The following is a 25,895-nucleotide window of genomic DNA, read 5'->3' as shown; positions in this document are numbered from 1 at the left end:
CATGAAGGCGTCAAAGAATTTATACCGCAAAAATTTTACGCTGATAACAGCTTTCCTGGTACTGATAACCGTAAGCCTTGTTATTGCGGTTATTATATCGTACAACCTGACCACCAAATACGTAGAGAACGAGTTCGCGTCGAAAAAAATAGAGGTGCTTGATCAGACCATTAAGCCTTACAACGATTTTTTTCAGCTAAAAATACCCGAGATCACGTCTTACCAGGGCTTCCTGGATTCGGCATCCGCGGCAAATTACTCGGCCACCGTTTTTAAAAGCTACCCGTTTGTGCGCCGGGTTTTGTTTTATGATATGCAGATAAGCAACCCGGTGTTGAAAACAAGCCTTACACCAAACCAGGGAATATCTGTAAAAGCCATTTATCAGTATAAACCTAAGCATGGCAACGTGAAGGGTATAAAAGACATGGCCTGGTCAAATACCGATGATTTTAAACAGATGGCCTTAAAGCTAAGCAACTTCATCAGCGTTGCTGATACCTCGAGGCTGCCTACACAGGACGAGATCTTCCGTACGTTTTACAATGTTACCCCCGATAAGATAAGTTACCTTAACATCCCCCGAAGGGAGGATATCAAAATATACCAGTCTTTGCTGAAGAACGGGAACGTAAAGGCCTTTTATAAACAAAATATGATGACCTTTTTGCTTGACGCCCACCAGCTAAAAGTAAAAAACACCCACCCCGAGCTGTATCAGCAGGTTACCATACAGCCCGTTGTTTACGACCCGCTTGATGTAGAAGGCGGCCGCAAGGTAACCGAAGCGGCGTTAACCGGCGCGTTCTCTAACTTTAAGCTCTATTTTGTATCGACGCAGGAACACCTGGAGCGCGAGATCGATCGCCGCTTTTTGCCCATTGGCGCCATTGTACTGCTTATTTATTTCTTTTTGGTGCTTATTAGCTGGCTGATATACCGTAACCTTAACGTTAACTTAAAGGTGTTTAAGCTGCAGTACGATTTTATAAACAACTTTACCCACGAATTTAAAACGCCGGTGAGCGTTATAAAGATCGCGGGATCGAACCTTAAGGGCGATGCAGAACTTAGCGAACGCCAGCGCCGGCACTATGGCAAGATACTGGATGAAGAGGCCGATAAGCTGAATGAGCTGATGAACAAGCTGTTATCGTTTACGCAACTTGAAAATAAATCGATAACCGTAAAACGCGAGGAAATAAACCTGCAGCAGTTTGTTAAGGGTTACATTGATACCTTTAAAATAAAATACCCTGATTTTAACCTCACCTTTAATATTGGAAAAGTTGATAAGTTTTACAGCGACCCCGTTTTGCTGGGCAGCGTTTTTCAAAACCTGATGGAGAACGCGTATAAATATTCGCACCCCGGTAAAAAAGAATTGTTTATAAACATAAAGCCCGAAAAACGCAATATTGTATTTTCTTTTGCAGATAAAGGTATAGGGATGGCACGCCGCGAACTTAGCGATGTGTTTAAAAAGTTTTACCGCATAGAGAATCAGTATAACCAAAACGGGAGCGTTGGTCTGGGCCTTGCTTTTTGTAAAGAACTGGTTAACTTTATGGGCGGCGAAATTAACGTTAGCAGTAAGTTAAACGAAGGTTCGACATTTACAGTTACGCTACCTTTAGAGATTTAGGGATAAATGTGCGAATTTGCAGATTTTAGAGTTTAAGAGTTTAGGATTTAAGATTTTTAGATGAATAAGGAAATTAAAATAGCATTGGTTGAAGACGACGAAAACCTGCGGTTTTTGGTTGCGGAACGATTGCAAAGCGAAGGATACAAAGTGCTGGAAAGCGGCAACGGCGAAGAAGCCGAGGCGATGATACTGGAAGAGCAGCCTGATATTGTACTGCTTGACTGGATGCTGCCCGGCAAACAGGGCAGCGACGTATGCAGCAGCTTGCGCGAAAAGGGTTTCGGCAAACTGGTAATTATGATGACCGCCAAGGCACAGGATATTGATAAGATAGGCGCTTATAACTTTGGCGTTTCTGATTATATCACCAAGCCGTTTAATATGGATGTGCTTGTAGCCATGATCGACAGCAAGATAAAATTCTCGTTGAATAACGAGAAGACCGAATCGCACACGTTTGGTAACATGGAGCACCTGCCAAACACGCACCTGCTGATACGCGACGGCCGCAAAACCGAGCTGACGATTTTAGAGAACCGCATATTGTTGTATTTTTTGAAGAACAAAAACAAGGTAATAAACCGCGAAGAGCTGATGATGGAGGTTTGGGGCTATAACGCTGATGTAAATACCCGCACGCTTGATATGCACATTGTGCGCCTGCGTAAAAAGATAGAGAACAACCCCGATTCGCCCACCTATCTGCAAACGGTTAGGGGCATAGGGTATAAGTTTGTTTATTAAAACTCCCTAATATGTCATTGCGAGGAGCGTAGCGACGCGGCAATCTCGTGGGCGTGCAAGTTAGCACCGGCTATGAGATTGCGACGGGATCGCTCGCAATGACGCGTGGAATTTACCCTGGCTTTTTATACACCCTACTTACCACAAAATCTCCGAAAAAACTTTTTCTATCTATCACCGCATAGCGGGAGATATTAAACTGTTTATCTACATCGGGCAATCGCCAGGACGGCACCGCGCATAATACTTTAAAAAACAACAGCATGCTTTTAAGCATAGCGTATTGCCACCACTTGCCCATAAGCTGGAAATCGGCATATAGCCACAGTCCGCCTGTTTTTAATGTATTGTGCAGGTGTTTAAAAATACCGGGAAGGGTAGCATCGGTAAAGTTATCAAACAGGAAAGGGGTTATCACCACATCAAAATCTGCCGGCAAATGTGCCTGCTCTGCGGGCTTATTAATGTAAGTTACGGTATTTTGTCCGGTGTGTCTTTTTTGAGAAAGTGCCATCATTTTAGCTGATAGCTCAACATAACTGATGCTTAGGCCCGAGGGATGGAGTTTGGTTATCTCGTCTAATATCCATCCGGTGCCGCCGCCGGCAATTAAAACTTTTGCATTTTTAGGGATGTGTGGTAAAAGCCATACTTGCGCGTTCATCAAAGCTTTGCCAAACACCAGCCGCGAAAGCTTGTCATAAAAAGAGGCGGAGTTATCGTAATTAGCCGGCATAGCCATCGCCAAAAACCAGGCCGAACGCCATCATTACCACATATTGCAATATCAAAACTCCATCTAAATAAAAAAAATAGTAATACTCGTCTCTTTCCCATTTGGATTTGAATATCAACCAGCCCATCAAAACAGCGGTGGTGGCCAGCGCCCAAAAATCCAGGTTGGGGCCATTGTTCCTGAACATAAAAAGCAGCAAGATGTACCCTGCAAGCAGAAACTGGCAAAACAGGTAAGCATTTTTTTCGCCCCAGGCCACAGGGATGGTTTTTAGGCCCGCCTGGCGGTCGCTAAAAAGGTCGCGGATATCAAACGGGATGGTTAACGCCGCTATGATCAAAAAGCGTTTGGCTATCAGGATGGTAATATCCCGGGTAGAGATATCTGCCAGGTGAAGGTCCTGCGCTTCCAGAACGGGCAGCAACACACAACTCATGGTCCATACCAGTGTAATGAGGAATGTTTTTAAACCGGGGATGTTGCGCAGGCCAAATTTCTGTTCGCCAACGGTAAACAACGGCAGGCTGTAACAAAAAGACAGCAGGGAAAGAAATACCAGTAATATGCGCGACTCCATCGACAGCAAAAAAAACAGCGGGATAAGCGACAGCAGCGAGATCATGGTAAAACTGACCATTAACCTGTAGTGCGAAAAAAACCACCGTACCCGCTTGTATGGCGACTGCTGCGGGTGCTTGGGCTTGCTGAGTAATATGCTGAAATTGTAGATGCCTAAAGTTGATGTAAACAACAGCCCCACCACGGTATAAACCGGTTTAGAATCGATCAGGCGAAAGGTTACCAACGCTTGTGCCACCGCGCATAACGACATGAAGATGTTGCTGAAAAGCAAAAAATCAAACGCGCTTTGTACGGCTTTTTTCATTGGTTTGCTAAAGTACAGCAATAGCGATAAAAAGTAAACAATTATTTTATTGTTGGCCACACCGCAGTCGCTCAGCTCCAGCCGTGCGACCATTATTACAAGGACTCGGGCCGCCGATTATAACACCGCGGCGGGACGCCGCTTAATAGTCATCACTCGGCCGGAACCGAGCGATTGCATATGCCGTCGATCATAACACCGCGTCGTGCGCCGCTTAACCAGGAGCAGAGGTGAGCGATTGCATGTTATACAATCTTTAATCCCGGGTCTTCACCCGCCTTTAACGTAAATATGGTTATCTCGGGCAATACGCCAACCCGGCCTTTAAAACCGACAAAGCCGTACCCAACGTTCACATATATCTGCTGGTGTTTTTCGCGGTACAGGCCGGCCCACTCGGAGTATACATATTCGATAGGGCTCCATTGAAATTCCTTTGTGCGGATACCAAATTGCAAACCGTGCGTATGGCCGGCAAACACCGCGTCTATCTGTGGATATTTAGGTATCACCTCGGCGCGCCAGTGCGATGGATCGTGAGAAAGAAGCAGCTTAACCGGCAGGTTATCCGTATTAACCACTGCTTTTTCCATTTTGCCATATTTTGGGAAACGGCTCATTTCGCCCCAGTTGCCTATCCCTAAAATGCCAATTTCTTCGCCATCTACCTTTAAGCGGCGGTTTTCGTCTATCAGTATATCCCAGCCCATATTTTTATGAGTGGCAATAATATCCGCGTTGTTTTTTTGTTTTGCCGCAAGCGATGGCCAGGTGCCATAATCGCCGTAATCATGATTGCCTAAAATTGAGTAAACGCCCAGCGGCGCTTTTACTTTGGCAAAAATATCCTGGTAGTCCCTCATCTCCCAGGCTGCACCGTTCACCAGGTCGCCGGTAAAAAAGGTGACATCGGGTTTTTCGCGCTGCAGCATATCTACGCCGCCCTTTACAGCAGTTTTGTTATAAAAACCACCCGAGTGGATGTCAGATATCTGTCCCACCTTCATGCCATCAAAGGCCTTTGGCAAATTAGGGAGGTAAAGGTCTACATAGCGCACATGGTAATCATAACAGCCCTTGCTCATGCTTAGCCTGATGGCTACCAGCGGAACAACACCCGATAGCAGCCCTGCCTTCATCAAGAACTCAGATCGGGGAATGCTGTCGGCTTTATTTTCTACTATGGGGGCCTCCTTAACGTACTGCTTGTTTTTTCTGAATAAATGAACAACGCCCCTGCGGATGTCATCAATAAAAATGAAGCATATAAAACTTACTTTAAAGATAAACACCAGCGCATAACCAAAAAGCAACCCTGCCCTTTTGCCCGCGTTTAGCGGGGAATATACCCCTATAAGCAGGAAGGTAATTAACAGCGCGGCGCCTAACCAATACACTACCAAAAACCACCGTTTATGCGGGAAAGCTCTTTTTTTAAAAGCCGCCTGCAGCCCTTTTAATATGTAAAAGTCGGCTGCTAACAGTCCAATAATGAGCAATATGGTTAAAAAAGGCCCCTGCATGTATGCTTATAGTGGTTGGTTAGTAGCGGTCATCAAGGTCAAGGTCGTCGTCGTCGGGCTCTAAGTTGAACAAGCTGTTAAACATATCCGAAAATGCGAAGCCGTTATCCAGGAAACCTTTATTCAATTGCGAAAACTCGGCCAGGCCATGCAAAATAAACTCCATTAGCAGCAACGTTTGGTTCTCGCTTAGTTTGGGGTGGAATTTTTTAACCACATCCTTTAAACCAGGTACCGCGTTAAGGGCTTTTTTGTAGTCGGCCAGGGGCAGGTCATCAACCAGCGAGAGGGTGTTGCCATCACCAAACCAGTTGATGATCTCGGCATATACGTTTGGCGTTTTGGATTTTTTAGACTTTTCGGGGTCGGGGAAAAACTGTAACAGCAACGTTTTCACGGCCTTGCCGATAAGAATGTTGGCTACTTTACCGGGGCCTTCCAGTTCGCCTTCGTACACCAGCTCTATCTTGCCGGTAATGGCAGGAATAACGCCCAAAAAATCGGAGATGCGCACAAATGTGCTTTTTTCATTATTGATGAGCATACGGCGTTCGGCATTACTGATCAGGTTTTCGTAGGAGGATATGGTTAACCTTGCTGATACTCCCGATTTTTTGTCGATATACTCCGAGTTGCGTGCCTCAAAGGCAATTTGTTCTATCAGGTCCTTTACCAGGCCGTCGGCCTCTATACTGGCGCGCTGCTCTGGCGTAAGCGAGGCTTCCTGCTGGGTTATCTTGCGCGATATTTCAACCGTGCGCGGGTAATGCGTTAATATCTGGCTTTCTATACGGTCCTTTAATGGCGTAACAATAGAGCCGCGGTTGGTGTAATCTTCGGGATTGGCGGTAAACACAAACTGGATATCCAAAGGCAGGCGCAGTTTAAACCCACGGATCTGTATATCGCGCTCCTGCAAAATATTAAACAGCGATACCTGGATGCGTGCCTGCAGATCGGGCAGTTCGTTTATTACAAAAATGCCCCGGTGCGCGCGGGGGATCAGGCCAAAGTGAATAACCCGCTCGTCGGAGTAGGTTAGCTTCATGGTGGCTGCTTTTATAGGGTCAACATCGCCTATAAGATCGGCAACGGTAACATCAGGCGTAGCCAGCTTTTCGGTGTAGCGCTCGCTGCGGTGTATCCAGCCTATGGGCGTATCGTCGCCATTCCTTTCTACGGTGCTGTGGCCAAACCAGCTGATGGGTGCCAGCGGGTCGTCGAACAATTCGGATCCCTCGATGTATGGCACATATTCGTCCAGCAGGTTTACCAGCAAACGGGCAATGCGCGTTTTAGCCTGCCCGCGCAGGCCAAGCAATAGTATGTTATGGCGCGACAGGATAGCGGTTTGCAGATCGGGTATCACAGTATCCTCAAAACCGATGATGCCTTCAAAACCGCCTTCTTTTTTTTGAAGTTGGTTAATGAGGTTATCTCTCAACTCATCTTTAACCGACCGGCTTTTATAGCCCGATTTTTTGAGCTCGCCAAGGGTTTTTATATTTTTTATATCCATGTTTTAGTTGTTGTCCGGAAGTCCGTAAGAGAGAACGTCCGTAAGATGTTGTTTTTATTTTTTGTAGCTTCTCCCGGACTTTCGGTCATCCGACTTTCCGACTCAAAAGCTACTTCACGTTTTTCCTTCTATTGCGGGCGTAATCTTCAAAAATGTATTCGCCTAAATTATTAAGCGAGCTGTAAAAAGCTTTACCGCCGTTTGTTTCGGTAAATTTGCGAACGAATTGCTGCAGGTATGGGTCTTTAGCGATCATAAACGTGGTGATAGGTATCTTTAGCCTTTTGCACTGCGCGGCCATGTTCAGCGTTTTGTTTACCACTTTTCTATCGAGCCCTATGCTATTTTTGTAGTACCGGGTGCCTTCCTTTAAGCAGGTGGGCTTACCGTCGGTTATCATAAATATCTGCTTGTTATGCGTTTTACGGCGGCGCAGCATATCGGTAGCCAGTTCAAGCCCCGCGTAGGTATTGGTATGGTAGGGGCCAACCTGTAAATAGGGCAGGTCCTGCAGGGTTATCGGCCATGCATCGTTACCAAAAACTACAATGTCCAGCGTGTCTTTAGGGTATTTTGTGCGGATAAGCTCGGCCAGCGCCATGGCTACTTTTTTGGCGGGGGTTATCCTGTCTTCGCCGTAAAGTATCATAGAGTGCGATATATCTATCATCAGCACGGTACTGGTAAGGGTTTTATAGTCCATTTCCTCCACTTCCAGGTCGCGCTCGGTCATCATAAAATCGCCGCCTATGCCGTGGTTCACCTGTGCGTTCTGGATAGACTGCGTCATGTCTATCTGGTCGAGGCTGTCGCCAAACTCAAACTCGCGGCGTTCGGCATTTTTTTCATCACCCTGCCCGCTTTGCGGCGAACGGTGGTTACCCTTTCCCGATTTTTTCAGCTTACCAAAAATTTCCTCTAACGCGGATTGGCGGATGCTTTGCTCCGTTTTGGCCGTAATGTTAAAGCCGCCGTTCTGGTTATCATCAGTCAGGTAGCCTTTTTGCTTAAGTTCGTCAATAAAATCGCCCATGCCGTAATCGTCATTGGTGATGTTGTATTGCTTATCCAGTTCGTTAAGCCATGCCAGGGCCTCACCGGCATCGCCTGCGGTGTAGTTCAATAACTCCAGGAATAACTTTAGTAATTCATCAAATCCGCCCTTAGGGATCTGGTTTGGTTTAAACTGTGAAAATCCAAAACCACGCATATTTTACCCTTTCTTGAGTATAAAGTAACGGATAATTTGATTTAAAAGTTTGAAAACACGCCAATTAAACGCAATTGTTAATTAAGCATGACAAATTGATAAGCAGATGTGCAATTGTATACCGCCCTGTTTAAACGCGCGCTTTGGCCCTGCCGGGCGTTATAGCGTTAACTTTTACGGATGCGGCTTATTTCGTCCTGGTTATAAACCGGGTTTGCACCGCGCTGACTGGTTACAAATGCGCCGATAGCACAGGCGTTTAACAGCAGCCGGGGTATTGGGTTATTAGCCATAATACCGGCAATAAAAGTAGCCAGGAAGGCATCGCCGGCACCCACGGTGTCGGCAACATCCACACTAAAGCCCGGATGTTCAAAAAACTCGTAATCGTGCCAGATGATAGCCCCGTTCTCGCCACGCGTTACGCAAATAGTTTTGGTATGATACTTATTCCTGAACTCTGTTATCTTTCCTTTCAAATCGCCGTTGCTGCCGCCAATAAGCAGGTCGGCCTCTTCCTCGTTCATTTTAATAACGTCTGCGCGTGCCGCAAGGGTTTCGATGGTTTCCAGTGTATAATGCGGGTGGCGCAGATTTACGTCAAATATTTTTATAGCGTCGGTTTCATCAAGCAGGTTCAGCAAGGTATCGTGTGTTGTTTTTTCGCGGCAGGCCAGGCTGCCAAAAACGATAGTTGATGAACGCTTAGCCGCATCTTTAAGGTTGTTGTCAAGGTGGATATTATCCCAGGAAACAGGCTGCGGTATAATATAGGTGGCCTGGCTTTTAGCGTCAAGCTCTACCGTTACCTCGCAGGTGGGCAGGGCGTTATCGCGCTGGATAAGGTCAGAGTATAAGCCGTTGTTTTTTAAGAAATCGACCAGCTCATCGCCTGATGCGTCGCTGCCAACACGGCTGGCGAATTTTACGTCGATATGCTGCTGCACCAGGTGCCTTGCTACGTTCATTGGCGCCCCGCCGGCTTTTTTTTCATCGCCAAAGGCATCCCATAAAACTTCCCCAAAGCATAAAACCCTGTTCTTCATAGATAACGAATAGTGTGGTGGCAAAGCTAAAAAAGGATTTTGGTAAACATTTACAATTTTTAAATAAACCAGCAGCCAATTTGTTAACAATTGTTTAACAATGTTTTTACTCACATTGTCATGCTCAGCATCGGGCGGCATCTCTTCTGCGTTCGTAACTGAATGATAGATACCCGGCTATCTTCAGGATCACAAAGTTTGTTTTATATTTATCCTATGAAAAAGCCCATCTTCTGCCTCCTGCTGCTTGTTATCACCTGCTTTGCCCTGAAAGCGCAGGACAAACAAGCTATCATCGCTGTATTAAACACCCAGCAAGCCGCCTGGAACAAAGGCGACATCGAGGGGTTTATGCAGGGGTACTGGAAGTCGGATTCGCTGATGTTCATTGGCAAGCGAGGGCCAACTTACGGCTGGCAGCAAACAATGGATAACTATAAAAATGGCTACCCCGATAGAGCGGCCATGGGTAAGCTCACTTTCCGGATTGATAAGGTAGAAATATTGGGCACCCGCGACGCCTTTGTAATGGGCGCCTGGAGCCTTGCCCGTGAGAAAGACGCACCCGGCGGCTATTTTACGCTGTGGTTCAGGAAAATTAACGGCGAGTGGAAGGTGATTTGCGACCATACCTCTTAAGATTTGAGACGTTAGATATGAGATCTGAGACATGGCTGCGCTCATCTGCGACGAGTACTAACAGTAGTATCGATTGCATCGGGCAAAATCAATAGCACTCGTCAAAGGCGGGCGCAAATATCAGTTACATTATCTGCCCTTCGGCGTAAAAACAGCGTGTACCGACCGGCCATCCCTTACTGTGGCGGTGCCGGGCTCTATAAGGTCTTTAAGGTCGATGGCAAAGCTGCGTAGCAGTTCTTCGCCGCGTTCGGGATGGGTAATTTCCCGGCCACGAAACATCACCGTTACTTTTACGGCTTCGCCCATTTCAAAAAAGCGGATGAGGTGGCCAAGCTTTTCCTGGTACTCTACCTGGTCAAGCGCAACGCGCGTTTTCATTTCTCGCATTTTGTTTCAGTTTATTGTGATATTGTTGGGTGTTTAAGGGCGCTGCGCTTATTTTATCGGCACCTTAGTCATGTTAGCAATATAGTTAAAATCAGTATAACTGATAACATGGGCAACAGGTGCCTTACTTAATTATTTAGGTTATATTTATATACGGCCCTACCCATTTTACCATTACCGGTAATACCTTCAACAATAACCCGGAATGGATTTAGCTTGTCGCCCTGGTAAAATTTTATTGACGCTTTGCCGCTGCTGTCTGTGCTGATGGCCGGTGCCCAGTACACCACGTCCCTTAGATCGGTTTGGGGGTTGGCTGGATCATACTTTGGGACATAAAATTCTGACGAAACAGAATATCCCTTTGCAATAAATGTATTTATACCCGCCGCCTTTTCTTTAGTAAAATCATAATAAGGGCTCTTTCCTTTGGTATTGATAACAATAACCCCCTTGTCGATAACAGTTCCGATACCGTTCAAATGAATTTCTATCGATTCTACATCCTCGGGCTTGATATCGCTTAGCAATTCGTTGTCATAAAACACATTCCCGTCAATCATAATGGCAAAGCCATTCCTGGCCTTTATTAGCCTTCTGCTGTCATAACTTAGTGTGCCACGTATATCAACCTTGATGCGTGGTTCCTGAAACCTAAGTACATCTACCAGCGATATGTAACCCTTGATCTTGTCGGTGTCTATCACCTTTGAAGCAAAGATGCGCCCCCCGCTTGATGAATACACAGGTTTCTTAGCCTTAACCAGTACTTCCTTTAGCAAAATGCCGCGTTTTGGCCTGCCATTTTGGGCTGTTTTGATAGATCGTATGGCATCGGTCCGCTGCTGGCTTATAAACAGGGTGTCGGCCACACTCGCAGCAGGTGGCGGCGGGGCAGGGGCATTTACGGTATCTATCAATACTTTTACGTGATACTTATTTTTTACATCCTTGGTTTGTACCAGGTATTTTACTGCTCCGCTAAAGTCGATATTGTTAAATACAAACCGCCCGGCCGCATCAGTGAGCGTGTCAACCAGTATAGGCCCTTCTTTAGTGGTTGCATAAAACCTCACCGTGCTGTTAGCCAAAGGCCTGTTTTTATTATCAAGCAAGGTTCCGCTTATGGTAAGGCCAGACTCGGCGTTATAGCGAAGGCTGTCGTTCAGTACAAACCTGCGCCAGCCTTGTGTTAGCAGCAGGTCGTCGAGGTTTTTAGCACGCGCGGCGCTGTCTGTTTTATTCTGCGCGGTAAAATAATAGTTTGGGTGCTCAATATACCCCCTCACATCCGAGGTTAAAAGCAGCGAGGCGCGTATGCTCAACTCATCTTCATCATAATAAGGTTTACCGGCTTTTACTACCGCCATCGAAAAGCTGCCGCTTGCCGGTTTGCCTTCTTTATCAACTGCCTGCAGCTCAATTTCGGTGCTATCTGCGGCCTTATACACCTTTTTTAAGGTGCTCAGCTTTATGTTCAACGCCTCGCCGGTATCGTTAAACAACAATCGTTCGGCAACCGGTTCATGTTCCTTTGTGTAAAGCGTAACACGGGTTACCCCTTCTGGGATCTCTTTTCGGGGTATAGCCACTACAAATCTGTCGGTCTTTGGAATAATATGTGCCAAAAAATAATCTTTAGCATCGTCGTGCATCGATAATAGTACTTCGTTTAAGGGCATTTGCGCGCTTTGGCTTATGCTCATAAAAATGGTATCTGTAAGCATATTATTAACCGCCAGTACATACCCATTTGATTTTGCAACGGGCACGGGCTTTTTTTGCGAAGTGCCGTTACTTAGCTTTATATGCGCGGTGTACTTTTTCCCGCCCTGGGGTGTAAATACAAAGGACCCCATCCCCGCATAGGCAGTGGTAAAACGGGCCGCGATATTATTTTCCTCATCTATAATTTCTCCTTCCGCATAACGGCTTTTTCCATCGGTACCGGTTATTTTTACACCAACCCTGCTGCGCAACCCGGCCACCAATTCGCCCCCTTCGGGGAAAAAGCCTGCATCAAGTGTTTCATTCAAAGCGCTGGTTTTTACTATCGGTACCTTTTCAGTTACGGTGCCGGTTAGCAAGGTGATGTCTTTTTCAAAGAAGGCGGCTTCACCAAAATTGCGCATCCAGTTTGTATATGCCCGCAGCCGGTACCCGCCTTCCTTAAGGCTGTCGGGCAGTGCAATATCTCCGTGCGCCAAACCCGATAGCACGGGCAATTTCAACCGGGCCACCAGCACGCCGTTTGCACCGAATAGTTCGATATGTATTACCTTACTGATAGCTGATGGCATGTTACTTACCGCCTGCACAACATAAGCCTTAAACCAAAGGGTATCTCCCGCGCGATAAAAAGACTGGTCTGTATGCAGGTGTACCTTTTCCCGCTGGCCTGTATCAGGCTGCTGACACCGTGCGAAGTTACTATGCAATATAAAGCAGCAAACAGAACAGATCAGGATCAAAAGGTTTTTCATAATTCTGTAAGCCGGGGGATTTTGACCGTCCCGGGGATAATTTTAGGTTTTTGAAAGTTAAGATAATATTTAATGTTATCAAAGTATAGCAACAGTTAAGCGGTTGTTAATGGCTTAATGCAGGGATGGAACACAAAAATATCTTAAAATAAATTTGCGTAGTTAAATAGCTACATATATATTTGTAGTCAAATAACTACACGATGAATTTACGGAGAGATGTATTCCAGGCCATAGCCGACCCCACCCGCAGGGCAATACTGCTGCTGGTAGCTACTCAATCTATGACGGCCGGGGTTATAGCCGCTAACTTTGACACTGCCCGGCCAACGGTTTCAAAGCACCTGCAAATACTTACCGAATGCGAATTGCTGAAGCAGGAGCAAAACGGCCGGGAGATCTATTATCACATCAACGCGAAAGGAATGAAGGACGTAGCTGACTTTATTGAGCCGTTCCGCAAAATGTGGGACGACAGGTTTAACGCTTTAGAAGCTATCATGAAAAATTATAAAGCCAAATAACATGGAACTGAAAACAAAAATTACTGCCGAAGAAGGGAGGCAGGACCTGCTGATAAGCCGTGAATTTGACCTGCCGGTAGAACTGCTTTTTAAAGCGTTTACAGAAGCCGACCTGGTTGAGCAATGGATGGGCACGAAAGTGCTGAAGCTTGAAAGTAAAAGGCACGGCAGCTGGCAGTTTGAAACAAGCGACGCTAAAGGCAACGTAGTGTTTAAGGCTGATGGAACCATTCACGAGTTTAGCCCCAACCGCAAGATAACCCGCACATTTGAAATGGCCAACGCCCCATTTGGCGTACAGTTGGAACTGCTGAATTTTGAAAAGCTTACCGATGCCACCAGCAGGATAAATATGCATGTGATATACGAATCGAACGATCAGCGCGACCAGATGCTTAAGCTGCCTTTTGCACAGGGCATAAATATGGCGCATAACCGCTTACAGGATGTTGCAGGCAAACTAAAAACAATAGGATGAAAAAGAGAAACTTAATTGTTTATTGGATAACAACCGCGTTGGTGGCCATTGGTATGTTTGGAAGCGGCATGGCGCAAATTATGCAAACCAAGCAAATGACAAACCTGATAGCGCCCCTGGGTTACCCGGCATATTTCCTTTACATTATTGGTACCTGGAAGGTGCTTGGGGCAATAACCATTGCAGCACCACGGCTGCCGCTGGTAAAAGAGTGGGCGTATGCCGGTTTATTTTTTGTGATGACGGGCGCGTTTATGTCGCATCTGCTAAGCGGCGACTACAACATAAAGGCATTGGCAGGGCCATTGTTCCAAACCGTTTTCATTATCTTGTCGTGGTATTTCAGGCCTGCAAGCAGGAAACTTGTATCCATAAATTAATAACATATGAGCAGCAATAAAAATGAGTTGGCAGCGCATGAAGCGGTGGATCTGCTAAAGATTTTGCAGGGCCGTTTTGAAAAAAACATGAAACGCCACGCCGGTATGGAGTGGGCGGATGTACAAGCCCGGCTGGAAGCTAGTCCTGGGAAGCTATGGTCGCTCAACGAAATGGAAATTACCGGGGGCGAACCGGATGTAGTTGGTTTTGATAAGCAAACAGGCGAATATGTTTTTTATGATTGCTCGGCCGAGAGTCCTAAAGGCCGACGGAGCCTTTGTTATGACCGCGAAGCGCTTGATAAGCGAAAGGAATTTAAGCCGGCCAATACCGTTGTTGATGTAGCCGGCGCCATGGGTATCGAGGTGCTAACAGAAGACCAGTACCGTTACTTGCAAACTTTTGGTGGTTTTGACGCTAAAACATCCAGCTGGTTAAAAACGCCCGACAGTATTCGCAAACTGGGCGGCGCCATTTTTGGCGATTTTAGATATAATACAGTGTTTGTATCGCACAATGGCGCTGACTCCTACTACGCCGCCAGGGGGTTTCGCGGTACGTTAAAGGTTTAAATATTTAAGGTGCTGTTAACCACTAAAGAGAAGGAATTGAACACAAAAGTTGATTTTTATTTTGATAAGGCCAAAAAATGGCAGGATGAAGTTAGGGCGCTCAGGGTTATATTGCTTAGCTGCGGGCTTACCGAAGAACTGAAATGGGGATGCCCTTGTTATACCCACCAGGGCGCTAATGTTGTTTTGATACATGATTTTAAAGAATACTGCGCCCTGCTATTTTTTAAAGGGGCGTTGCTGAGCGATACCCATGCTATTTTGATACAGCAAACCAAAAATGTACAGTCGGCCCGGCAAATGCGATTTGCGCATGCTGACGAAGTAACTGAACTGGCAGCTGTTATAAAAGCTTACGTATTTGAGGCTATTGAGGTTGAGAAGGCTGGGCTAAAAGTGGAGCTCAAAAAAACGGAAGAATTTGCTATGCCTTACGAGTTTCAACACAAATTAGACCACATCCCCGCATTGAAAACCGCTTTTGAAGCTTTAACGCCCGGCCGGCAACGGGCCTACCTGCTGCACTTTTCGGCACCTAAACAATCTAAAACGCGCGAGGCAAGGATAGAAAAATGGATGCCACAGATACTTAATGGCAAGGGATTGCAGGACCAATAGCTTAGCCAAACGGTTTTAATGGTTTTGAATTATTAAGAATAATATCATGTTTTTAATAACTACATTTATGAAAACCTAAACGGCGATGAAAGATAACGCGGAGCAGTTATACACCTTGTTGCAATCCATCGAGGGAGTAGTATGGGAAGCGGATGCAGCCATGCAGCATTTTACCTTTATCAGCGACCGGGTACATGGCATCACCGGTTTTTCGCCCCAGGACTGGCTGGGCAGGCCGGGGTTTTGGAAAACGCGCGTCCATCCCGAGGACAAGCACGTAATTGATGAATATGCCGGTTTAAAAGGCGGCACGGTTAAAAACCACACCTTTGAATACCGGATGATACGGGCCGATGGCCACATTATATGGATAAAAGATAATGTTTCGGTGCTGCGTGGCGAAAAAGGGGCCTGCCTGTTGTGTGGCGTTATGCTTGATAACACGGTTGCCGAACGGTTAAAGGGGCTGGAGCGCCTGGAACGTGATGTATTAAAACTAAATTCAGACCTTACCGTATCGCTTCAAAACGTGCTGCTCAGCTACCTGCAGGGCCTTGAAGCGTTGTTCCCACAAATGCAGTGTTCTATTCACCGGGTAAAGAACGGCCGCCTGATAAGCGGGGTGTCGCCTTCGCTACCGGCTGGTTATATGAATGCCATTATCGGGCGGTCCATTGGCGAAAACGAGGGCTCGTGCGGGGCGGCAGCGGCAACCAGGCAACAGGTTATTGTAAGCGATATTGCTACAGACGACCGATGGGTTGAATACCGCTCGCTGGCCTTAAGTTATCAGTTAAAAGCCTGCTGGGCAAACCCGGTGGTAGACGCCGATGGCGAAGTGATGGCTACCCTGGCAATGTACTATCGCGAGCCTAAAGCCCCCACAGAGGAAGAGTTACAGGTAATGGAAAAGGCCACCGCCTTATTACGCATTATTATGGAGAACCGCGGTAAGGCCGAGATCATTAACGAAACCAATTTACTGATGCTGCAAAGCCAGGAGATGGCCCGTTTTGGAAACTGGCGCTGGGATGTACAGCAGGATATTGTCAGCTGGTCGCCCACCTTATATATTATTTACGGCCTCGATCCTGAAGACTTTAAGGCAACTTTTGCCGGCTACCAGGCTTTGCTGCATCCGGAAGACAGGGACCGTGTACGCGGTATCATCGAAAACGTATTGCACAGCAGGCAAGGCACCCAATTTGAAGAAAGGATAAGCCGCCCAAACGGTGATATCAGGTACCTGCGCTCGTGGGCAAGGCTAAAAACGGATGCACAGGGAAACCCCATAGAAATGATAGGCGCCTGCCTGGATATCACCGAAACAGTATTACAGATGCAGGCCATTGAGCAGCAAAACCGTCAATTGCTGGATATTGCCTGGATGCAATCGCACATGATCCGTTCGCCGTTAACCCGCATTATGGCCCTGGTTGAGTTGCTTAAAGATGCATCCAACAGCGATGAAGAAAAAGCAGAGTTTTTGGATCACTTGTTAACCTCAGCCAACGAACTGGACGAGCAGGTAAAACGCATCAACCAAAAAGCAGAACAAAGCAATTAAGGTTGGGCATTTTATCAAAGCTGCCTAATACGGCTTGCCCGCCGCTAATTCGCGTTCGGCCCATTTAACGGCCAGTTGCTCGCGGTATCTGGCGTATTTTTCTTTAAAGGTCATTTTCAGCAGGCTATCCAGACCACCCTTTACGGCCAGGTTGTATACGCTGGCTGCTTTACGGGTAACCGAGGCGTCCCAGGCGCGCAGGCTAAGCGAGTAGGAGCCGTCTATATATTTCATCCAGTGCCAGTACCCGGTCGGCATAAAAAGCGTATCGCCATGCTCCAGGAAAACCTCGGTGCCTTCTACCCCTTCCAGCGCCGGGAACCTTTTGGTGTCAGGGTTTAGTACGTCATAATCCTCTAAAGCATAAGTAGCGTTAGGGATGCAGTATAAACGACGCTTCCACTTGTTTTCGAACAGGATAACATGCTTGCGCCCGCCAAAATGGGTATGGAATATGTGCGGCAGATCGATATCGTAATGTAAAAAGGTAACCGAGTTTGAGCCGCCAAAAAACATGGAGGGCATGCTTTCGATAAAGCCACCCATCAACTCTTTCGGGAAAGCGATGTCATCAAGCAACTGCGGCGCTTGCTTAAAAATATTAAAAAAGAAGATACGCAGTTCGGTAGGCTGCGATTTGATCAGGTCGATATACTCATCAAACGGCATTTCGGCGGCCGATGAGTTAATGGGTTTTGACGGATCGGCCTTTGAGTTGTCATACAAGGGCACCACCTTTTTGCCTACCACTTCCTTCAAATATTCGGGGGTCCACTTGTCGCGGGCGGGCCACGTTTTGGTCAGGCCTTTTATTACCAGCGGGCGGCGCGGGTCAAGGTAATTCCTTTTAAAATCCTCCGGGCTGATATTCTCTACGGTATCTATGGGGCGCAGTATAAAGCTCATGTCTTGCCAGTTTAAGTATCCGCCTGCAAGCAGTTACTTTAACAAAATTAAGCTTATTGAAATAAAATTTACGCCTAAAATGCTTTATGCTGTTTTTATGACAAAGCAAAGCCCGGAGCGTATGCGCCAGGCTTTGTAATGAGTTTGCAGTGGACTGTTTGCAGCTAAATAGTATGCAAACTGCAAACTTTAAACTGCCAACTGACTAATTAGGCATCAATACCGTATTTACCACATGTATAACGCCGTTACTTTGGTTAACATCGGCAATGGTTACCCAGCTTTTTCCGCCTTTTTCGTCAACCAGGTAAATTTTGCCGCCCTGCATCATGGCCTTTAAAACACCGCCGCTTACGGTTTTCAGTTCAGCGGTTCCGTTACCGGCCTTTATTTTTGCCATTAACTGTGCAGCGCTCCATTTACCGCTTACTACATGGTAAGTTAAAATTTTGGTAAGAGTTGCTTTGTTCTCGGCTTTTAAAAGGGTTTCAACAGTGCCTTTTGGCAGTTTGTTAAATGCTTCGTTGGTGGGTGCAAACACCGTAAACGGACCGGCCGATTGAAGGGTTTCTACCAAACCGGCGGCTTTTACGGCCGCAACCAGTGTGGTATGGTCTTTTGAGTTCACTGCATTTTCTACAATGTTTTTGGTTGGGTACATGGCAGCGCCGCCAACCATTTTTGTTTGTGCGTAAGTGTTGGGCGTAATTGCAATAGCTGCTAAAGCAAGCGCCGCGATGATTAATTTTTTCATTTTGTCAGGTGTATGTTGTTTGAGAGAAGATACGCCTTAAATTTAGGCGCGGTTTTATTGAGGGATGATAATTCAAACAACCTATTGCTATAAAAAGCTGGCAGCGATCTGACTCATTTCGAAATCGTTATACCCGTCGGCGCGCTCTTCTTTGGATAGAGGGTAAAGAAGTATAAAGTGGATGAGTTGATTTTTAAAAGAACAGCGAGGCTGCTATATTATCAGCATACAGCTTGCCATACCGGCTAAGCGTTACAACATTATCGGCTTGGGTAAGGCTGCCATTATTAAGATAGGGCGCGGCTGCTTTCAACAGTTCGGTTGAAGCTCCCGGCGCAATGGCGTTCAGTTTATCAAGGTGAAGGCCCCAAACGGTACGCAGCGACGTCATGACATATTCGTTAAGACGATTGGTTTCGGTCAGTACCTCAATTTCGGCGGGGATGATGCTTTGGGCGATGGCTGTGATATACTTAGCGTTATTAGCTACGTTCCATTGGCGGGTTTCGCCGTTAAAGGAGTGGGCCGAGGGGCCAACACCCAGGTATTTCACACCTTGCCAGTAGTTAGTGTTATGCCTCGAGTAATGGCCGGGCCTGCAAAAGTTCGATATTTCGTATTGCTCAAAGCCGTTAGCCAGCATGGCATCCAGCATCAGGCTAAACTGCCCGGCGCCTTGCTGCTCGCTCATGGCGGGCTGTTTCTTTTTGCTGATGAAGGTTGCAAGCGCGGTTTGCGGCTCAACCGTCATGCTGTAAGCCGATATATGGGGGATGCCCAACTGAAATATTTTATTGAGATTGTTTTTCCATTTGGCATCGGTAAGCAGCGGGTAACCGTAAATCAGGTCGGCAGTGATGTTTTCAAAACCGGCGTCCTGCGCGCGTTTTACGGCAGCTTCGGCTTCGGCGGCACGGTGCACGCGGTTCATCCATTGCAAATCCTCGTCAAAAAACGACTGGATGCCAATGCTGAAACGGTTTACAGGTGTATGCCTCAAGGCGTTCACTTTTTGCTGGTCCAGGTCGTCGGGGTTGGCTTCCAGCGTAATTTCGGCACCGGCAGCAACCGTGTGTACTTCGGTGATGGTGTTGATGATGCGGATGATCTCGTCGGCAGAAAGCACCGACGGTGTACCACCGCCAAAATAGATGGTTTCGATGGTTTCATTGGCAAGGTAGTTTTTTTGCAGGCTTATCTCTTTTAAAATAGACTGCACCATCTCGTCCTTAAACCTGGCGGATGTGCTAAAATGAAAATCGCAGTAATGGCAGGCTTGCTTGCAAAAAGGGATGTGGATGTAGATACCGGCCATGCGGCAAAGGTAACAATTAAAGAAACGCGGAAAACGAATGCCTTGAGAGATGACAAAATGCCGATAATAGGTATAGCGTTTACCCTGCAAGCTGTGTACTTAGCGCACCGCTGCTTATACAATTTACACATAGCAAATTGTTTTGCATAACCCGCCATAATTAAGGTAAATTTGCGGCATTACACGGGCTTATACATGCGCAGGTTATTTTGCTTTCTTCTTCTTGTTGTAGTTACGGGCCTATCGGCAGTCCATGCGCAAACAGACTCTGCAGCCACACCTGCTGTAACCGACAGCGTCCGCGTAAAACCCCGCTATAAAGGGCCCATGCCTTTTCTGGATTCGGTGGCCCACGCTACGGCGGCCCGCGAGCAGTTCATATCCGATTCGCTGGCCTGGGTGTACACCAGGGCGCCTGACTCGAACAGGCCCAACCGGTTTGTAGATAGCATACTGCAAGCAAACAAATACAAAAACGACCTGTACCTAAGCCTGTCTACAAAATCAAAAGTGATACAGGGTTATGGCCGAAGCCGCCCCTCGCGCGATGTTTGGGTCATAGCGGTAATTATCGTACTGCTGCTTTTCGCATCAGGGCTTAACATATCATCAAGTAAGGATATGAGCAATGTGTTTCAATCCTTTTATAACCGTAAATCTATTAGTCAGGCCGGAAAGGAGGATAGCCCCATAAACGCCTGGACCTTCATTGGCTTGTTCCTGTTGTTTGGGTTTACCTTTGGCCTGTTCCTTTACCTGCTTACTACAGGTTATTATAAGGTTTATTACACTATTGCCGGTATTCAGCTATTTCTTACGCTATCGTTTGTAATTATCGCGCTTTTCGCAAGTAAATTCCTGGTCTTAAAGTTTCTGGGGTTCGTGTTTGATATTAATAAGCTGGTAAACGATTATATATCAACCTTATCGCTTACTTATTTTAACATTGCCTTTGTGTTTTTGCCGGTTGGGCTATGCTTCAGCTTAATAGCCGATAAGTTTATTCCATTTTTACTTGCGGTAACGTTATTGCTGGTTATCATTATATTTATATGGCAATACCTGCGCAGCAGCGTTAGTATCATTTCTAACTTTCGATTTCATAAGTTTTATTTATTTGTCTATCTTTGTGCCCTCGAAATTTGCCCCATATTGATTTTGATTAAGGCACTTAATATTGGATTTAGGTAGTAGTTTACGTATGGCATTGGAAGATAGAAAGAAAAAGGTTAAAAGCATTTTGGTAACACTGCCAAAACCTGAAAATGATAAAAACCCCTACGCAGAATTGGCTAAAAAGCTTAATTTAAAGATCGACTTCAGATCGTTCATTCACGTAGAGGGGGTTCCTGCCAAAGATTTTCGTAAGGAAAAAATTAACCTTGGCGATTTTACGGCGGTTATCTTCACCAGCCGTAACTCGGCCGACCACTTCTTCCGGATTTGTGAGGAAATGCGTTTTGAGGTGCCTGTAGAAATGAAGTACTTTTGCCTTTCGGAAACCATTGCCCTTTACCTGCAAAAATATATCCAGTACCGCAAGCGTAAAATATTTTTTGGCAAGCAAACCGCCGCCGACCTGGCCGAGGTACTTAAAAAGCACTCAGCCGAAAAATTCCTTTATCCATGCTCGGACGTTGCTGCCGAAGAAACCCAAAAGTTTTTGCTGGATAACGGTTACGATTTTACCCCCGCTGTTTTGTTCCGTACGGTGTGCAGTGACCTTAGCGACCTTGCTGAAGTGTTTTACGACGTTATCGCGTTCTTTAGCCCATCCAGCATACAATCGTTGTATAAGAACTTTCCCGATTTTAAACAAAATAATACACGTATTGCGGCCTTTGGTGCTACCACCCATAAAGCCGTGCTTGAAGCAAACTTGATTTTAGATATCCCCGCGCCAACGCCTGGTGCTCCATCCATGACCATGGCTATTGAGCAATACGTTAAGCAAGCCAACAAATAAGTAATTAACTATTGTTTTGCTGCAACATTCTGTGATTTTCAACGTATAACGGTGAAAATATTTTTGCAATAAAGAAATATTTTTGCGGTGCCCCTGTCATTTTTAAACAAATTAAAAAGGTGTTTTCTTAACTTGCAATAGTATTTATTGGATTTAAAAAACATTTTTTCGGTTTGGTTACTATAAAAAGTGATATATTCGGGGGTGCGTTTTGTTGCATAGATGATATTATGTTACTGATTTTGGATACAAAATGAAACAAGTATACTTTTTAATAATAGTTTTAACCGGTACTATATTAACTGGTTGCGGTATAGGCGGGGGCGGTAACAGCGGCGAAGTAACAGGAGTAAAGCAACGATCGTTTAGGGCTACTACCCCACTTAATATGGTTTATATTAAAGGGGGTACGTTTTTGATGGGCCAAACAGACCAGGATATCACCTTTGCCCAAACATCGCAAACCCGACAGGTTACGGTAGCGCCATTTTTTATGGACGAGACCGAAATATCTAACACTAAGTATAAACAGTTTGTATTTTGGGTACGCGATTCAATAGCCATTACCAATTACTTAAACGACGATAAATATTATTTGCAGCCAAAAAAAGGCGCTCCGGCTGATCCGAACGGCCGTAAATACATCAACTGGAAATACGTAGCAAGCAACCCTATATTTAGTACCCGCGGCAAAAATGCGGCGGCTAACGCCCCTAAGCTGCAGGGCTTATACTATCAGGGCGACGACCGTGTTTTTGACCGTAACGAGATAGATGTACGCCTGTTAAAGTACAACTACGCCCTGATGTCGTTGCGCGATGCGTCAAACTATCGCTATGATAAAACCAAACGCCGGTCGGATTTTATTATTCGCGACACTGTAGGTGTTTACCCTGATACGCTGGTTTGGCTTAACGATTTTTCGTACGCGGCCAACGAGCCAATGGTTGAAGGGTATTTTTCGCACCCGGCCTATCGTAATTACCCTGTTGTGGGGGTTACCTGGCGCCAGGCAAGGGCGTTTACCGTATGGCGTACCCGCTTAAGCGATGGTGCCAAGCATGCACGAGGTTTAGACCCTAACCTTCCGTTTGATTTGCCTAACGATGCCGAATTTGAATACGCCGCACGTGGTGGCAGGGTAGGCACTGATTACCCATGGGGCGGTCCCTACATTAAAAACGCCAAGGGCTGCTTAATGGCCAACTTTAAACCCGGCCGCGGTAACTACACTGATGATGGCGGCGCTTACACAGTAAATGTGAGATCTTATTTCCCTAATGATTACGGGCTGTATAATATGGCAGGCAACGTTGCCGAATGGACCTCATCGGCCTATGACGAATCGGCCTCTACCTTTGTGCACGACCTAAACCCAACATTTAACTACGAAGCCAAGGCAAGCGACCCCGAAGTACTGAAACGTAAAGTGGTGCGCGGCGGTTCATGGAAAGATGTAGGTTATTTCCTGCAAAACTCCACCCGTACCTTTGAGTACCAGGACACCGCAAAATCGTATATCGGTTTCCGTTGCGTAACCCAATACCTTGGCCGCGACATCAAGGACAAGCGCTAATTAAAGAACTATTAAAATAACTAAATATACAATCAATTACATCTACTAAGTTTATGGCTGGTAAAAAGAAACCTTACGGAATAGGAAATATAGTATCATGGGGAGCTACAGTAGTTATTATAGGACTGCTGTTTAAAATACAGCACTGGCCTTATGGTGGTACGTTTATATCGATAGGCCTGATAGCCGAGGCTGGCTTGTTCTTCATACTTGGTTTTCAACGCGAAGAAAAAGACATTGACTGGGTACGTGTTTACCCTGAGCTGAGCGACGATTTTTCAGGCGAATTGCCAAAGGCTTCGGCAAGGCCCGCTGCAGTTAGCAACTTTTCTAATACTGCCGCTTTGGATAAAATGCTGGAAGATGCAAAAATTGGCCCGGAACTGATCAATAGCCTTGGCGAAGGTTTAAGAACCTTCGGCGATAAAGTTAACGGTATCTCAAGGGTTACCGATGCCGGCGATGCTACCCTTGCCTTTACCAATAAAGTAAAACAGGCTACTGCCAGTTATGATAACCTGAGCAATGCCTTTGAAAAGGCATCGGCTAACCTGGCTGAAATGGCAAATACCAACGTAGATTCAAAAGCCTATCACGACCAGGTCACCAACCTGGCTAAAAACCTTTCATCACTAAACGCGGTGTACGAACTGGAACTGCAGGATTCGAGCGCGCATTTAAAAGCGATGAACAGTTTCTACAAAAACCTGTCGTTAACGATGAATAACTTTAACGAGTCGTTAGACGATTCTAAACAGTTTAAAGAAGAAGTTGGGCGTTTAGCTAAAAACCTGGCGTCGTTAAACTCGGTGTATGGTAACATGCTTACGGCCATGAACCAACCCCGTGTTAACTAATAATTGTTTTTTAAGGTACTAAAAGAATAATATAAGAATGGCCGGAGGTAAAGAAACCCCAAGACAGCGAATGATCGGTATACTATACCTGGTACTATTAGGGCTTATAGCGCTGAATGTACCGGATAGTTTGCTGGATTCGTTCAGGAACATTACAAAAAGTTTAGATACATCAAGAGATAACGTAACCAACAGCTTAAATACCACTTACAGCGCTTTTGAAGCAACCAAGCTAAAAGAGCAACCAGAAAAAGCCGGTCAGTTATTAGCTAAGGCACGTAACGCCAGTAAAATTGCTAATGAGCTTAATAGCTATATTGAAGAGCTGAAAGCCGAGCTGATAAAAAAAGGAGGAAACATTAACCCCGATATTGATGATGTGAACGCAAGAGAAAGCCTCGATATCTCGTCGGAAGTGATGATCAATAATAAGAAGGCCGATGTACTGAAAGAAAAGATACAGTCGACAAAAACCAGGTTGCTGGCCCTTTTGGGAAAGGATGCACAGGGTATCAATTTTTCGCTTAATGCTAATGATCTCCCTTCGCGTCCGGGTTATCCTAAAAAGCGCTGGCAGGATGCGTATTTTGGCGAAGGAATACCCTTAGGCGCCGCCTTAACAACATTGGCTAAGATACAGGCTGATAATAAAAATGCCGAAAGTGAAGTTGTCAAAAAATTGTTAGGAAAGGTTGATGAAGCGCAGGTTACCTTAAACCAGTTTAAAGCCGTAGCCGTGGCACCTACAAGTTATGTGCTTTCGGGCCAGCAATACAAAGCCGAGATATTTTTAACGGCTTATGATAAAAACTCAAACCCAACCATAACTGTAGGCGGGTCACCTATCCCTACCTCAAACGGTGTGGGTACTTATACCGTTACGGCAAGCGGCGAAGGAATTAGAAATTGGACCGGGCAATTATTGATTAAACAGTTAGACGGAAGGGTAATGCCTTATCCTATCAGCGGAAGCTATATGGTGGCAAAACCATCAGCGGTAGTTTCGCCTGATAAAATGAATGTTTTATACATCGGCGTACCAAACCCTCTTTCTGTGTCAGCGCCGGGTGTGCCTAAAGAGAGTATAAAAGTTTCTATGTCGGGCGGATCTATAAGCGGCTCTAACGGGCATTATACAGCAAACGTAAGTTCGTTAGGTACCGCAAAAGTAACCGTGACGGGCGAAAAGGGCATGGTTTTGGGTACGTCCGAGTTTCGCGTAAAACGCATACCCGATCCTAAAGCGACATTTGCAGGTAAAAGCGGCGGTAAAACCAGTGCGGCCAACATCCGCGCGCAGGACAGGCTTTTTGCCAGACTGGAAGGCTTTGAGTTTGACGCTAAGTTTAACGTTACCAGGTTTAACATGATCATTATAAAACCACGCCAGGATGCCATCAGCTACAGCACAACGGGCGGCGAATTGTCAAGCGCAATGCGGTCGGCCATGAGCGGTGTTACCCCGGGCACAACCGTTGTGTTCCAGGATATAATTGCCGTAGGCCCGGATGGCACGCAACGCGGATTGGATGGGATTGTATTGACGGCTAATTAAAG

Annotated in this window: 25 protein-coding genes; 14 read left to right on the top strand and 11 right to left on the bottom strand. The window is 46.0% G+C overall.

All coding sequences use genetic code 11. The features are described from left to right. Nucleotide 1 precedes the first annotated feature (1 nt). Together HDC91_RS19610 and HDC91_RS19605 are read left to right on the top strand one after the other, a co-directional pair. Entirely contained in the window at nucleotides 2-1,645 is a 1,644-nt protein-coding gene (locus tag HDC91_RS19610) for a sensor histidine kinase KdpD (protein WP_183555110.1), read from the top strand. A gap of 60 nt (nucleotides 1,646-1,705) precedes the next feature. Beyond that, nucleotides 1,706-2,392, top strand: coding sequence for a response regulator transcription factor (locus HDC91_RS19605; RefSeq protein WP_162430842.1), 687 nt, complete (start codon nucleotides 1,706-1,708; stop codon nucleotides 2,390-2,392). A 112-nt stretch (nucleotides 2,393-2,504) separates the two neighbouring features. Here the strand turns inward: HDC91_RS19605 and HDC91_RS19600 are convergent, their stop codons facing one another. From HDC91_RS19600 to HDC91_RS19575, 6 genes are all read right to left on the bottom strand, one after another. Next, entirely contained in the window at nucleotides 2,505-3,128 is a 624-nt protein-coding gene (locus tag HDC91_RS19600) for a bifunctional 2-polyprenyl-6-hydroxyphenol methylase/3-demethylubiquinol 3-O-methyltransferase UbiG (protein WP_183555108.1), read from the bottom strand. Next, on the bottom strand, nucleotides 3,118-4,107 hold the full coding sequence (locus HDC91_RS19595) for a UbiA family prenyltransferase (protein WP_255476800.1): 990 nt from the start codon (nucleotides 4,105-4,107) through the stop codon (nucleotides 3,118-3,120). The genes HDC91_RS19600 and HDC91_RS19595 overlap by 11 nt, the downstream gene beginning before the upstream one ends. A 152-nt stretch (nucleotides 4,108-4,259) precedes the next feature. Then, a complete protein-coding gene (locus HDC91_RS19590) occupies nucleotides 4,260-5,537 on the bottom strand; it encodes a metallophosphoesterase (RefSeq protein ID WP_183555106.1) in 1,278 nt (425 codons plus the stop codon). Nucleotides 5,538-5,556: 19 nt separating this feature from the next. Continuing rightward, nucleotides 5,557-7,056 (bottom strand): sigma 54-interacting transcriptional regulator, encoded by a 1,500-nt coding sequence (locus HDC91_RS19585; protein WP_183555104.1) that lies wholly within the window; start codon nucleotides 7,054-7,056, stop codon nucleotides 5,557-5,559. 109 nt (nucleotides 7,057-7,165) lie between these two features. After that, complete coding sequence (locus HDC91_RS19580; RefSeq protein ID WP_183555102.1) at nucleotides 7,166-8,266, bottom strand: VWA domain-containing protein; 1,101 nt, start codon at nucleotides 8,264-8,266, stop codon at nucleotides 7,166-7,168. 167 nt (nucleotides 8,267-8,433) lie between these two features. Further along, nucleotides 8,434-9,312, bottom strand: a complete 879-nt coding sequence (locus tag HDC91_RS19575) for a carbohydrate kinase (protein WP_162430847.1) — start codon at nucleotides 9,310-9,312, stop codon at nucleotides 8,434-8,436. Between the two features lie 216 nt (nucleotides 9,313-9,528). Between HDC91_RS19575 and HDC91_RS19570 the strand changes: the two genes are divergently transcribed. After that, nucleotides 9,529-9,951 carry a DUF4440 domain-containing protein gene (locus tag HDC91_RS19570; protein WP_183555100.1) on the top strand — a complete coding sequence of 141 codons (423 nt, stop codon included), beginning with the start codon at nucleotides 9,529-9,531 and terminating at the stop codon, nucleotides 9,949-9,951. A 129-nt stretch (nucleotides 9,952-10,080) separates the two neighbouring features. On the opposite strand, the gene HDC91_RS19565 is transcribed toward HDC91_RS19570, so the two are convergent. Together HDC91_RS19565 and HDC91_RS19560 are read right to left on the bottom strand one after the other, a co-directional pair. Continuing rightward, nucleotides 10,081-10,332 (bottom strand): hypothetical protein, encoded by a 252-nt coding sequence (locus tag HDC91_RS19565; RefSeq protein ID WP_183555098.1) that lies wholly within the window; start codon nucleotides 10,330-10,332, stop codon nucleotides 10,081-10,083. A gap of 137 nt (nucleotides 10,333-10,469) precedes the next feature. After that, nucleotides 10,470-12,824, bottom strand: coding sequence for an MG2 domain-containing protein (locus tag HDC91_RS19560; protein WP_183555095.1), 2,355 nt, complete (start codon nucleotides 12,822-12,824; stop codon nucleotides 10,470-10,472). A gap of 203 nt (nucleotides 12,825-13,027) precedes the next feature. Here HDC91_RS19560 and HDC91_RS19555 point away from each other — a divergent pair, with 203 nt between their 5' ends. From HDC91_RS19555 to HDC91_RS19530, 6 genes are all read left to right on the top strand, one after another. After that, nucleotides 13,028-13,348, top strand: a complete 321-nt coding sequence (locus tag HDC91_RS19555; protein WP_162430850.1) for a helix-turn-helix transcriptional regulator — start codon at nucleotides 13,028-13,030, stop codon at nucleotides 13,346-13,348. Nucleotide 13,349: 1 nt separating this feature from the next. After that, the gene (locus HDC91_RS19550) at nucleotides 13,350-13,826 is read left to right on the top strand and encodes an SRPBCC domain-containing protein (protein ID WP_183555093.1); all 477 of its coding nucleotides are present in this window, start codon (nucleotides 13,350-13,352) and stop codon (nucleotides 13,824-13,826) included. Beyond that, entirely contained in the window at nucleotides 13,823-14,206 is a 384-nt protein-coding gene (locus HDC91_RS19545; protein WP_183555091.1) for a DoxX family protein, read from the top strand. The genes HDC91_RS19550 and HDC91_RS19545 overlap by 4 nt, the downstream gene beginning before the upstream one ends. 6 nt (nucleotides 14,207-14,212) lie before the next feature. Beyond that, nucleotides 14,213-14,779, top strand: coding sequence for a DUF4256 domain-containing protein (locus HDC91_RS19540; RefSeq protein ID WP_183555089.1), 567 nt, complete (start codon nucleotides 14,213-14,215; stop codon nucleotides 14,777-14,779). A 36-nt stretch (nucleotides 14,780-14,815) separates the two neighbouring features. Continuing rightward, the gene (locus HDC91_RS19535) at nucleotides 14,816-15,397 is read left to right on the top strand and encodes a YdeI family protein (RefSeq protein WP_183555088.1); all 582 of its coding nucleotides are present in this window, start codon (nucleotides 14,816-14,818) and stop codon (nucleotides 15,395-15,397) included. Nucleotides 15,398-15,482: 85 nt separating this feature from the next. Further along, nucleotides 15,483-16,964: a PAS domain-containing protein gene (locus tag HDC91_RS19530; protein WP_183555086.1), complete on the top strand. Its 1,482-nt coding sequence runs from the start codon at nucleotides 15,483-15,485 to the stop codon at nucleotides 16,962-16,964. Nucleotides 16,965-16,988: 24 nt separating this feature from the next. Here the strand turns inward: HDC91_RS19530 and HDC91_RS19525 are convergent, their stop codons facing one another. From HDC91_RS19525 to hemW, 3 genes are all read right to left on the bottom strand, one after another. Then, nucleotides 16,989-17,870, bottom strand: coding sequence for a cupin-like domain-containing protein (locus HDC91_RS19525; RefSeq protein WP_183555084.1), 882 nt, complete (start codon nucleotides 17,868-17,870; stop codon nucleotides 16,989-16,991). Between the two features lie 205 nt (nucleotides 17,871-18,075). Beyond that, on the bottom strand, nucleotides 18,076-18,624 hold the full coding sequence (locus tag HDC91_RS19520; protein ID WP_183555083.1) for a fasciclin domain-containing protein: 549 nt from the start codon (nucleotides 18,622-18,624) through the stop codon (nucleotides 18,076-18,078). A 193-nt stretch (nucleotides 18,625-18,817) separates the two neighbouring features. Continuing rightward, the gene (hemW, locus tag HDC91_RS19515; RefSeq protein ID WP_183555081.1) at nucleotides 18,818-19,939 is read right to left on the bottom strand and encodes a radical SAM family heme chaperone HemW; all 1,122 of its coding nucleotides are present in this window, start codon (nucleotides 19,937-19,939) and stop codon (nucleotides 18,818-18,820) included. Nucleotides 19,940-20,134: 195 nt separating this feature from the next. Here hemW and HDC91_RS19510 point away from each other — a divergent pair, with 195 nt between their 5' ends. The 5 genes from HDC91_RS19510 (at nucleotide 20,135) to gldM (ending at nucleotide 25,893) form a co-directional block, all read left to right on the top strand. Beyond that, on the top strand, nucleotides 20,135-21,130 hold the full coding sequence (locus tag HDC91_RS19510; protein ID WP_183555073.1) for a DUF4271 domain-containing protein: 996 nt from the start codon (nucleotides 20,135-20,137) through the stop codon (nucleotides 21,128-21,130). Nucleotides 21,131-21,140: 10 nt separating this feature from the next. Next, nucleotides 21,141-21,905: a uroporphyrinogen-III synthase gene (locus HDC91_RS19505; RefSeq protein ID WP_183555066.1), complete on the top strand. Its 765-nt coding sequence runs from the start codon at nucleotides 21,141-21,143 to the stop codon at nucleotides 21,903-21,905. A 253-nt stretch (nucleotides 21,906-22,158) separates the two neighbouring features. Continuing rightward, nucleotides 22,159-23,481: an SUMF1/EgtB/PvdO family nonheme iron enzyme gene (locus HDC91_RS19500; protein WP_162430868.1), complete on the top strand. Its 1,323-nt coding sequence runs from the start codon at nucleotides 22,159-22,161 to the stop codon at nucleotides 23,479-23,481. A 53-nt stretch (nucleotides 23,482-23,534) separates the two neighbouring features. Next, complete coding sequence (gene gldL / locus HDC91_RS19495; protein WP_183555064.1) at nucleotides 23,535-24,338, top strand: gliding motility protein GldL; 804 nt, start codon at nucleotides 23,535-23,537, stop codon at nucleotides 24,336-24,338. 37 nt (nucleotides 24,339-24,375) lie between these two features. Next, on the top strand, nucleotides 24,376-25,893 hold the full coding sequence (gene gldM, locus HDC91_RS19490) for a gliding motility protein GldM (RefSeq protein WP_183555062.1): 1,518 nt from the start codon (nucleotides 24,376-24,378) through the stop codon (nucleotides 25,891-25,893). Nucleotides 25,894-25,895 lie beyond the last annotated feature (2 nt).

Origin of the sequence: Mucilaginibacter sp. AK015 (genome assembly GCF_014200785.1) — a bacterium.
Lineage (GTDB): Bacteria > Bacteroidota > Bacteroidia > Sphingobacteriales > Sphingobacteriaceae > Mucilaginibacter.
The sequence above is the reverse complement of the archived record's forward strand: the minus strand, read 5'-3'. Positions and strand labels throughout refer to the sequence as shown.

What these genes read in the sequence shown, in the direction of transcription:
- HDC91_RS19610 (WP_183555110.1), top strand. Translation starts at nt 2, where the DNA reads ATGAAGGCGTCAAAGAATTTATACCGCAAAAATTTTACGCTGATAACA.
- HDC91_RS19605 (WP_162430842.1), top strand. Translation starts at nt 1,706, where the DNA reads ATGAATAAGGAAATTAAAATAGCATTGGTTGAAGACGACGAAAACCTG.
- HDC91_RS19600 (WP_183555108.1), bottom strand. Translation starts at nt 3,128, where the DNA reads ATGCCGGCTAATTACGATAACTCCGCCTCTTTTTATGACAAGCTTTCG.
- HDC91_RS19595 (WP_255476800.1), bottom strand. Translation starts at nt 4,107, where the DNA reads ATGGTCGCACGGCTGGAGCTGAGCGACTGCGGTGTGGCCAACAATAAA.
- HDC91_RS19590 (WP_183555106.1), bottom strand. Translation starts at nt 5,537, where the DNA reads ATGCAGGGGCCTTTTTTAACCATATTGCTCATTATTGGACTGTTAGCA.
- HDC91_RS19585 (WP_183555104.1), bottom strand. Translation starts at nt 7,056, where the DNA reads ATGGATATAAAAAATATAAAAACCCTTGGCGAGCTCAAAAAATCGGGC.
- HDC91_RS19580 (WP_183555102.1), bottom strand. Translation starts at nt 8,266, where the DNA reads ATGCGTGGTTTTGGATTTTCACAGTTTAAACCAAACCAGATCCCTAAG.
- HDC91_RS19575 (WP_162430847.1), bottom strand. Translation starts at nt 9,312, where the DNA reads ATGAAGAACAGGGTTTTATGCTTTGGGGAAGTTTTATGGGATGCCTTT.
- HDC91_RS19570 (WP_183555100.1), top strand. Translation starts at nt 9,529, where the DNA reads ATGAAAAAGCCCATCTTCTGCCTCCTGCTGCTTGTTATCACCTGCTTT.
- HDC91_RS19565 (WP_183555098.1), bottom strand. Translation starts at nt 10,332, where the DNA reads ATGAAAACGCGCGTTGCGCTTGACCAGGTAGAGTACCAGGAAAAGCTT.
- HDC91_RS19560 (WP_183555095.1), bottom strand. Translation starts at nt 12,824, where the DNA reads ATGAAAAACCTTTTGATCCTGATCTGTTCTGTTTGCTGCTTTATATTG.
- HDC91_RS19555 (WP_162430850.1), top strand. Translation starts at nt 13,028, where the DNA reads ATGAATTTACGGAGAGATGTATTCCAGGCCATAGCCGACCCCACCCGC.
- HDC91_RS19550 (WP_183555093.1), top strand. Translation starts at nt 13,350, where the DNA reads ATGGAACTGAAAACAAAAATTACTGCCGAAGAAGGGAGGCAGGACCTG.
- HDC91_RS19545 (WP_183555091.1), top strand. Translation starts at nt 13,823, where the DNA reads ATGAAAAAGAGAAACTTAATTGTTTATTGGATAACAACCGCGTTGGTG.
- HDC91_RS19540 (WP_183555089.1), top strand. Translation starts at nt 14,213, where the DNA reads ATGAGCAGCAATAAAAATGAGTTGGCAGCGCATGAAGCGGTGGATCTG.
- HDC91_RS19530 (WP_183555086.1), top strand. Translation starts at nt 15,483, where the DNA reads ATGAAAGATAACGCGGAGCAGTTATACACCTTGTTGCAATCCATCGAG.
- HDC91_RS19525 (WP_183555084.1), bottom strand. Translation starts at nt 17,870, where the DNA reads ATGAGCTTTATACTGCGCCCCATAGATACCGTAGAGAATATCAGCCCG.
- HDC91_RS19520 (WP_183555083.1), bottom strand. Translation starts at nt 18,624, where the DNA reads ATGAAAAAATTAATCATCGCGGCGCTTGCTTTAGCAGCTATTGCAATT.
- hemW (WP_183555081.1), bottom strand. Translation starts at nt 19,939, where the DNA reads ATGGCCGGTATCTACATCCACATCCCTTTTTGCAAGCAAGCCTGCCAT.
- HDC91_RS19510 (WP_183555073.1), top strand. Translation starts at nt 20,135, where the DNA reads ATGCGCAGGTTATTTTGCTTTCTTCTTCTTGTTGTAGTTACGGGCCTA.
- HDC91_RS19505 (WP_183555066.1), top strand. Translation starts at nt 21,141, where the DNA reads ATGGCATTGGAAGATAGAAAGAAAAAGGTTAAAAGCATTTTGGTAACA.
- HDC91_RS19500 (WP_162430868.1), top strand. Translation starts at nt 22,159, where the DNA reads ATGAAACAAGTATACTTTTTAATAATAGTTTTAACCGGTACTATATTA.
- gldL (WP_183555064.1), top strand. Translation starts at nt 23,535, where the DNA reads ATGGCTGGTAAAAAGAAACCTTACGGAATAGGAAATATAGTATCATGG.
- gldM (WP_183555062.1), top strand. Translation starts at nt 24,376, where the DNA reads ATGGCCGGAGGTAAAGAAACCCCAAGACAGCGAATGATCGGTATACTA.